Here is an 8177-nt window from a genome sequence, read left to right on the forward strand (position 1 = left end):
AAAGAAACGAAGAAAAACGCGCTGAATTTTTGAAAATTATAGCAACAAAAGAACCTCAAAACTTAGTTTATATAGATGAGTCTGGCATTGATAACACTGAACCTATGGGTATTGCCAGAAAGGACAGCGGTTTTATGCCCTAAAATCTGGGAAGAAAACTCAACGAATTAGCATGGTTGCAGCCTTAAGTGGAAGAAAAATAATTGCTCCGTTAACCTTTGAAGACCACTGCAATATGGATATCTTTAATAAATGGTTTGAGCAGTTTCTGACACCGATTTTGGAACCTGGACAAACTGTTATCCTTGATAATGCTACTTTTCATAAGTCTAATAAGATTTGCTAAAGGAGTTGGCGCAGAAATTTTATATCTTCCTCCATATTCTCCAGATTTTAACAAAATTGAACATTATTGGTTTGCTATAAAAAACAGAACCAGGAAAAACATTCCTTTATTCAAATCTTTTCGTCATGCTGTCGATTCTTCTTTCTTATGACCTTTTTGGACTATTATGAAAAGAGCTATATTAAGCTATATAACTCAAAATCTTGATAAAATGCAGAAAAGTTTTTTTAATTTCAGCTCCATCCTCGAAGAGTTAGAAAATAACTTTAAGCAAGTTAGTCAGAATTTTTCTGACGCAAAGGAACAAGTTTTAAATTTAGCTGTCAACTCTGAAAATTTGGCAGGCAAGTTTCTTAATTATCACCCGAATATGTGCATAGTATAAAATTAGCTTGATAGACTTCAAGAGCTTTGCCTATGAAGTCAGTGTGCTTCTTGAAATGCAATATACTTTTATTACTTTAATTATGAAAATCCGTTAAGCCTTCTTGCCAATTACTACAATATTTTCACTTGGAAAAAAGTAGTCAGGTATAGCCATGTTCTTTGGTGCAGGACCGCCAATTACTCGGCCTGATGTGTCATAATATGAACCGTGACAAGGGCAGAACCAACCGTTGCCGTCTTTTGTAGCGTGATCAACTGGTACACATCCAAGATGGGTGCATATTCCAATCATAATTAACCATTCATCTTTTCCTTTGTATACTCTTTTTTCATCTGATTCAGGATCTCTCAAATTTTCTGCATTTATGGCTCTTGCAGCCTCAATCTCTTGTTTTGTGCGCTTGCGGATAAATACTGGCTTACCTTGCCATTTTACCTTTTTTCCTTGTCCTTCTTGAATATCAGATAGATTAACCTCAACCGTAGACATCGCTAAAACCTCAGCAGAAGGATTCATAGACTTAACCAATGGCCAAAGACCGCTTGCAGCTCCTATACCTGCCATGGCACACGTAGTTAATGTGATAAAATCTCTTCTACTCTTATTTTTGGCAAAATCTTTAACAAGAGATGTTTTTTTATTCTTCTCATTCGTCAATGATTTTTTATTTTTAGTTAACTTCTTATCCATCAATCTCTACTTGAACATAGACATATATTTTAATTTAAATATTATAGATTAATCAATAGAAATTTGCACTATTTGTTTAACCTTTGCTATACAGTTAAGAAGAAACAGAGTTGTCAATTTCGGAAATACTATCTTCAGTGGAATCGGGATCCTCAATTTTCGCTACTGACACCACCTTTTCTCTACTCTCTGTTTTAAACAGAGTGACTCCTTGAGTGCTACGTCCTGCAATTCTGATATCATTTACTGAAATACGAATTAACTTTCCTTTATCTGTAATAAGCATGATATTATCACCCTGTTCAACTGGAAAGCTAGCAACAACATTACCGTTTCTGTCGGTAGTAAGGATATTTGTAATACCAACACCACCTCTATTTGTTACCCTATACTCGTACGCAGAAGTTCTTTTACCAAAGCCATTTTCAGTAATAGTTAATATGAACTCCTCATTCATTGCAAGTTTTAAGAACAGTGTGTTATCTATTCCTAAATCATTCAAAGTCTTTTCCAATTTAGAATCAATGGAGTTATTAATTGCAGTCCCCAGTCTTTTTGCAAGTGGAACTTTTAAGTAAAGTTCTTTTGTTTCTGTTGCTACACCTATCCCATTTAATATGGTCATAGATATCACGCTGTCATTCTTTGCAAGTTTGATACCTCTTACGCCATCTGAATTGCGACTTTTAAATTGACGCACATCACTTACAACAAATCTGATACTTTTGCCGAATCTTGTTGAAAGAAAAACATGATCAATTTCATTGCATACTTTAACTGATATTAACTTATCTCCTTCATCGAGCTTGATTGCTATTTTTCCATTGCTTGGAATATAGTGAAAATCTGCTAAAGAGTTGCGCCTTATGTTCCCATGAGCAGTAGCAAAAACTATGTTTTGATTTTCGTCATTTTCACTTGGTAATGGCATTATATTAGTTATAGTTTCACCATCGCTAAGCGGGAATATATTAACAAGTGCTCTTCCACGTGCAGTTGGCTCTGCAATAGGTAACTTATAAACTTTTAATCTATAAACTCGGCCAATATTAGAAAAGAATAAAAGGCTAGTGTGGGTATTCCCAACAAATAATTTTGTGGTTACATCCTCTTCTTTTAATCCTTGTCCTAGCTTTCCTTTTCCACCACGACGCTGAGTTCTATAATGAGAAAGCTTCACACGCTTGATATAACCATTCATAGTTACGGTTATCACCATATCCTCTTGTGGAATTAGATCTTCAGCTTCAATGTCCGTATCTGATTCCTCTATTGAAGTTTTTCGCGGCACAGTAAATCTGTTCTTTATTTCTTGTAGATTGTTTTTTATTTCTTTCATCAACTTCTCTCCTGAGCCAAGAAAAGCGATATATTCTTTTATCAGGTTGATCATTGAACTTAGCTCAGCTTCTAATTTGTCTTTTTCAAGGCCTGTTAAACGTTGCAATTTCATGTCAAGAATAGCTTTCGTTTGCAGCTCAGTTAATCTATACACTCCGTCTTTCAAAAAGCTTGTGCTGTCTGAGATTAATCCAATAATTGTGTTTATCTCAGCTGAAGTTTTCCATTCTTTATTTAAAAGTTCTCTACTTGCTTCCGCAGGATCTTTTGCACCACGGATGATTTTTATCACTTCATCTATGCTCAAGACCGCAATGTAGAGCCCTATATATATATGAGCTTTTTCCCTCGTTTTTCTTAGACGAAACTCTGTTCTCCTGATTAATACTTCTTTTCTAAAATCAATAAAAGCAGCTATAATTTCTTTCAACGACATCAAAGCAGGCCTGTTGTTGTTGAGGACTAAAGTGTTAACACTAAAACTACTTCTTAGTGGAGTTAGTCCCAATATTTGATTAAGTATAAAACTTGCTTCAGCATTTCTTCTGAGGTCAATTACTACCCTAATACCAGACTTATCAGATTCATCCCTAATTTCTGTTATGCCATCAATTCTTTTTTCTTTTACAAGCTCACCTATCTTCTCAATTAATTTTACTTTATTTACCTGGTAAGGTATTTCATCAATCACTATTGCTTGCCTATCTTGTGACAGGTCTTCCATGTGAGTCTTGCCTTGCACAACAATTGATCCACGACCCGTTGCAAATGCTGATCTTATTCCAGACCTTCCAAGAATCGTTCCCCCAGTTGGGAAATCCGGTCCTGGCATCACTTCAAGTAACTCATCCAAAGTAACTTCAGGATTATCTATATATAACATACAAGCATCTATTATTTCTCCAAGGTTGTGAGAAGGAATATTGGTTGCCATACCAACTGCAACACCGCTTGCACCATTTACCAATAGATTCGGAAATTCTGCAGGCAGTACAACAGGCTCTGTTTCATTTCCATCATAGTTTGGCCTAAAATCAACTGTATCTTCGTCAATATCATTTAGTAAAAAATGCGACACTTTGTGGAGCCTTGCTTCTGTATATCGCATTGAAGCTGGCGGATCTCCATCTATCGAACCAAAGTTACCTTGCCCATCAATAAGTGGTAAAAGAAGAGAAAAATCTTGAGCCATCCTGACCAAGGAGTCATAGATAGCCATGTCACCATGTGGGTGATATTTTCCCATTACATCCCCGACTATACGAGCTGCTTTTTTATACGGTTTACCGGCATCGAACCCAGCCCTCGACATTGCGTATAATATGCGCCTATGAACAGGTTTAAATCCATCTCGCACATCAGGTATAGCTCGACTTATGATCACACTCATTGCGTAGGAGAGATAAGAATCCTCTAGCTCTTTCACTATTGAAACTGGTACTATGTTGTCTTGCATTTTCTATACTTTGATTGAAATAATTGTAATATTAATATTCAACTAGGCTAATGGGCAATGACAGACTTGAACTGCCGACCTCCTCGGTGTAAACGAGATGCTCTACCAGCTGAGCTAATTGCCCCTCTAGATATAATTCTATAGTTCAATGTTGTTGTTGTAAACAAAAATAGCGATACAAGCAACTCTTATGGAATCGCTGGGTGCGCACTATGGAGTTGTATAAATTTTAGCCTTGCTGCTACCTTGTATAAAGGTATTCTTTCACTTGCATTTTTTGACATGTTCAACAACTTTGAATAACATGCTGTGGCATTTTTAAAATCTGAGAGCTTATCTAGAATAACAGCTAAATTATAGGTATAAAAAATATTGTTTTGATCTAAAGAAATTGCTGCTTTCATATATTCTTTAGCTTTTACGTAATCCCCTTTTTTCATATAGATCAAACCTAAATTTGCTGATAAAGGGGCGCTATTTCTGAGTGTATCATACAATTTCAACATTTCACTCAATGCTAAATTAGGATCATATTGTGAGATTATCGTCAGAAAATTCTTTAATACATAAGGGTTGCTAGGATATTCTTTTAACAGTCTTGTGTAAATCTCTACAGCTTTTTTAAATTCTTTGTTAGCGTAATAGATATTCCCTAGTCCAATTAAAGCACTTTCATGATAAGGAAATTTTGCGATAATCTGATTGAGGAGAGAAGTAGCTGTTTCACTATCTCCTAACTCAAAGGAATCTTTTGCTTTTTTTAAAATAGAGTATATGTCAAAATTCTTGCCAGAATTCTGCGAAATTTTGATATTAAATTTGTCACTTTTTCTCTCGATAACATCAAGATCTTTATATTTTTTATCAGCTTTTATATGCTTGACAACACTATCAAAGACCTTCTGTATCTCCAAATTTTCACTAGCATAGGTAACAGAAGACCTCCATAAAATCACAACGCAAATTAACATGCAGACAAACATAGATCCTAGTGTTGTGGCATTGGCTGCAGCGCGTAACCAGTAAATCTTATTTCTTTGAACTATACGCAACACATTACAAATTCATAAATGCTAAATTACTTATCTAATATAATAATAAAGATATTATTAATTGGCAGATACTATTTAGAATGAGTTAAAAGAGCACTTCTACACATTCCATATGGTTGCCAATTACACTCCTCACATGCGTAGTCAAATTTCTCTAAAGACATTTTCTTTCTAATTCTTTTTACTGCTTTACTCCAGGTCAAAATCTCGCCAATTTTTATTCCTAAAATTTCCATATGCCTTCTATCTAGCTCTAAAACTTTAGCTTGTGTGGTACATTTACCTTGTTTAGTCTGGTTTGGGCAAACACTACAAATAGTGTCAAGATTATCAACTACTTCGATTTTAGTATTAGGATCACTAATTACTTTACTTGCTATCTTTTTGTAATTTTCTACAAAGCTCTGAGAATATCCATACCCTTGAAATGCAAGAGTGCACATAAAATGATGAGGACGAAACCTTATCACTTTTTCAAATACTGCAAAGCTGCTACAAGTAGAAAAATTTTTACCAAACCAGGAAGGATGAATGGTAAAACACCTACCATTATTGCTTGTTTCAGACCCACGTAAATAGTAAGCCAACTAATACCACAAATAAAGATTACGACTGTACCCGCCAGACAACTTAAAGAATTACACATAAATGATTTATATTTAGAGTTCAGTAATTCATTTACTCTGCTCATTACTACAACAGCAACTAAACAGCCAATCAAATATCCACCTGTTGGCCCGAGAAAAATGTGATAACCACCAGAAAAATTCGCAAAAACAGGCAATCCTGCTGCACCAAGTGATAGATATGTAAGCACAGAATAGAATGCTGTTCTGCGGTTAAATTTAAGCCCAATAAGCATTACTCCTAAAGTTTGCAATGTGATAGGCACAGGCTGCAATGGTATGCTTATTTGAGCCATCAAGAATAAAAGTAAAACGCAAGACAATATTTCAGCCAGTGTTGATCTGCTGCTAGATTGTGTTATAAACATACTTTCCCAATAAAAATAACTTATTAAATGTCATATATGTGTATGAGAGGTTTTGCAATTTAAATTTTGCTCATATTGTGCTACAATGAATTATTTATGCACTATTAAATTAAAAATGATGAGTAAACAAGATCTATTATCGTTGATGAAAGCAAGACACAGCGGACGTTCATACGATCCTACAAGAGCAATATCTCAGGAAGACATGGATATTTTAATGGAAGCTGTAAGGCTGACTCCCTCATGTTTTGGTGATGAACCCTGGAGATACGTAATATGCAACAAACAGAACAATCAAAGCGCATGGGAAAAGCTGCTAAATTGCCTTGATGAATCTAATCAAAAGTGGGCAAAAGATGCACAAATACTAATTATATCTCTAAGCGCTAAGAATTTCCGTAAATCTGACAAAGGTGAAAATTTTTGGGCTAATCACGATACTGGTGCAGCAAATTATGCACTTATGCTACAGGCTGCAGCTATGAACTTAATGGCTCATCAAATGGTTGGATTTGATAGAGATAAAATAGTAGAAAAATTCAACATATCCGATGATTTTAATGTAATGTCAGTGATAGCGGTTGGTTACGAAGAAGATGGCGCTGAAACAAGTAAGAAAAAAAGAAGACCAATAGAAGAAATATTTTTTTATGATGAGTGGCCAAAAGCTAGTTAACTTACTTTGACCACCCCTCTCTCAATACCTTAAAAATAGGATTATCTGGTAAGTAATTTTTTTTCATTGTACCTTTTTCAATTGCTTGCCAGTCTTTCCATGAAAGCTTCTCGTTTCCAAGTTCATAGTCCATACCGTCCCACACGTCTTCACGAAAACCATAAACAGCAAAGTGCCAATTATATTCATTGAAAATAGAAATAAGATCTTGGAAATAGCGCTCTAATCCTTTTGAAGAACGATGTCCACCAAATTCTCCAACGAGTATTCTATAGCTTGGTATTTTATGTTTTTTTTGGAAAATACTGACAGGTTCTATATATGATCTGAGTGTATTTCTATTCCAGTACTCTGTTTTATTTGTGTCAGCAGAACAAATATATCCTGGATAGAAAAATTTCCCCTGGTTTAGTTTTAAATTTGTATACACAAAAGGCTCGTATATGTGAAATGAATAAAGAACATTGTGATCATTAAGTGGTTTTAATTTATCGAAAGCCTGAGGATCGCCATAACTACTGCTTCTAAGAAACTTCCCATTAGTTATTCCTGTTGAACTAAGATGTAATAGTCTAGACTTGATCTGACAAGCAAACAAAGTAAGATAAAAATATAGACAAGTTTTAAAGGAGTGTCAGATATGAATACAACACAAGAAAAAATACTAAAACCAAAGTTGGGATTGCTAGAACTTGCAAAGCAATTAGGAAATGTATCACAGGCGTGTAAAGTAATGGGATATTCAAGGGATACATTTACCGCTTCAAAGAACTGTATGAAACAGGAGGAGAAGAGGCTTTACACGAGATAAGCAAAAGCAAGCCATTGTATGCAAATAGAGTGTCGGAGGATATAGAAAAAGCAGTAGTTGAAATAGCAATAGAGTTTCCAGCATACGGACAAGAAAGAGCAGCAAACGAACTGAAAAAGAGAGGAATTCTCATCTCTGCAAGTGGAATAAGATCAGTGTGGCAAAGAAACGATCTTGAAAATTTTAAAAAGAGGTTAAAGGCATTAGAAGCAAAAGTAGCTCAGGATGGTATCATTTTAACAGAAGAACAGATAACAGCTCTAGAAAAGGCTAAGGAAGAAAAAGAGGCCCATGGAGAAATTGAAACAGAGCATCCAGGATACTTAGGTAGCCAAGACAGTTATTATGTTGGTAATATCAAAGGTATTGGACGAATTTACCAGCAAACCTTTGTTGATACCTATTCCAGAGTTGCTTTTGCTA

8 protein-coding genes, 1 tRNA gene and 2 pseudogenes are annotated in these 8177 nt (G+C 35.1%); 4 read left to right on the forward strand and 7 right to left on the reverse strand.

The features are described 5' to 3' along the window. Both OUY_RS03960 and OUY_RS03965 read left to right on the forward strand, forming a co-directional pair. Positions 1–497, forward strand: a pseudogene (locus OUY_RS03960) (IS630 family transposase); the annotation flags it as partial. 15 nt (positions 498–512) lie between these two features. After that, positions 513–731, forward strand: coding sequence for a hypothetical protein (locus OUY_RS03965; RefSeq protein WP_010403945.1), 219 nt, complete (start codon positions 513–515; stop codon positions 729–731). A gap of 93 nt (positions 732–824) precedes the next feature. Here the strand turns inward: OUY_RS03965 and petA are convergent, their stop codons facing one another. The 6 genes from petA to OUY_RS03995 form a co-directional block, all read right to left on the reverse strand. After that, positions 825–1424, reverse strand: coding sequence for a ubiquinol-cytochrome c reductase iron-sulfur subunit (gene petA / locus OUY_RS03970; RefSeq protein ID WP_006014178.1), 600 nt, complete (start codon positions 1422–1424; stop codon positions 825–827). A gap of 94 nt (positions 1425–1518) precedes the next feature. Next, positions 1519–4221 carry a DNA topoisomerase (ATP-hydrolyzing) subunit A gene (gene gyrA, locus OUY_RS03975; protein WP_139686749.1) on the reverse strand — a complete coding sequence of 901 codons (2703 nt, stop codon included), beginning with the start codon at positions 4219–4221 and terminating at the stop codon, positions 1519–1521. A 51-nt stretch (positions 4222–4272) separates the two neighbouring features. Next, positions 4273–4345: transfer RNA gene (locus tag OUY_RS03980), tRNA-Val, on the reverse strand. A gap of 64 nt (positions 4346–4409) precedes the next feature. Next, positions 4410–5276, reverse strand: a complete 867-nt coding sequence (locus tag OUY_RS03985; protein WP_010403952.1) for a tetratricopeptide repeat protein — start codon at positions 5274–5276, stop codon at positions 4410–4412. Positions 5277–5344: 68 nt separating this feature from the next. Beyond that, positions 5345–5743, reverse strand: coding sequence for a DUF1284 domain-containing protein (locus OUY_RS03990; protein ID WP_029237639.1), 399 nt, complete (start codon positions 5741–5743; stop codon positions 5345–5347). Continuing rightward, the gene (locus tag OUY_RS03995) at positions 5740–6267 is read right to left on the reverse strand and encodes a biotin transporter BioY (protein ID WP_010403957.1); all 528 of its coding nucleotides are present in this window, start codon (positions 6265–6267) and stop codon (positions 5740–5742) included. Before OUY_RS03995 ends, OUY_RS03990 begins: the two co-directional genes overlap by 4 nt. Positions 6268–6352: 85 nt before the next feature. Here OUY_RS03995 and OUY_RS04000 point away from each other — a divergent pair, with 85 nt between their 5' ends. Next, on the forward strand, positions 6353–6943 hold the full coding sequence (locus tag OUY_RS04000) for a nitroreductase family protein (protein WP_139686750.1): 591 nt from the start codon (positions 6353–6355) through the stop codon (positions 6941–6943). A gap of 1 nt (position 6944) precedes the next feature. Here the strand turns inward: OUY_RS04000 and OUY_RS04005 are convergent, their stop codons facing one another. Further along, on the reverse strand, positions 6945–7373 hold the full coding sequence (locus OUY_RS04005; RefSeq protein WP_246038701.1) for a glycoside hydrolase family 5 protein: 429 nt from the start codon (positions 7371–7373) through the stop codon (positions 6945–6947). A gap of 210 nt (positions 7374–7583) precedes the next feature. Here OUY_RS04005 and OUY_RS04010 point away from each other — a divergent pair. Then, positions 7584–8177, forward strand: a pseudogene (locus OUY_RS04010) (helix-turn-helix domain-containing protein); the annotation flags it as partial.

It is taken from the genome of Wolbachia endosymbiont of Leptopilina clavipes (assembly GCF_006334525.1).
In the GTDB taxonomy this organism is placed as follows: Bacteria; Pseudomonadota; Alphaproteobacteria; order Rickettsiales; family Anaplasmataceae; genus Wolbachia.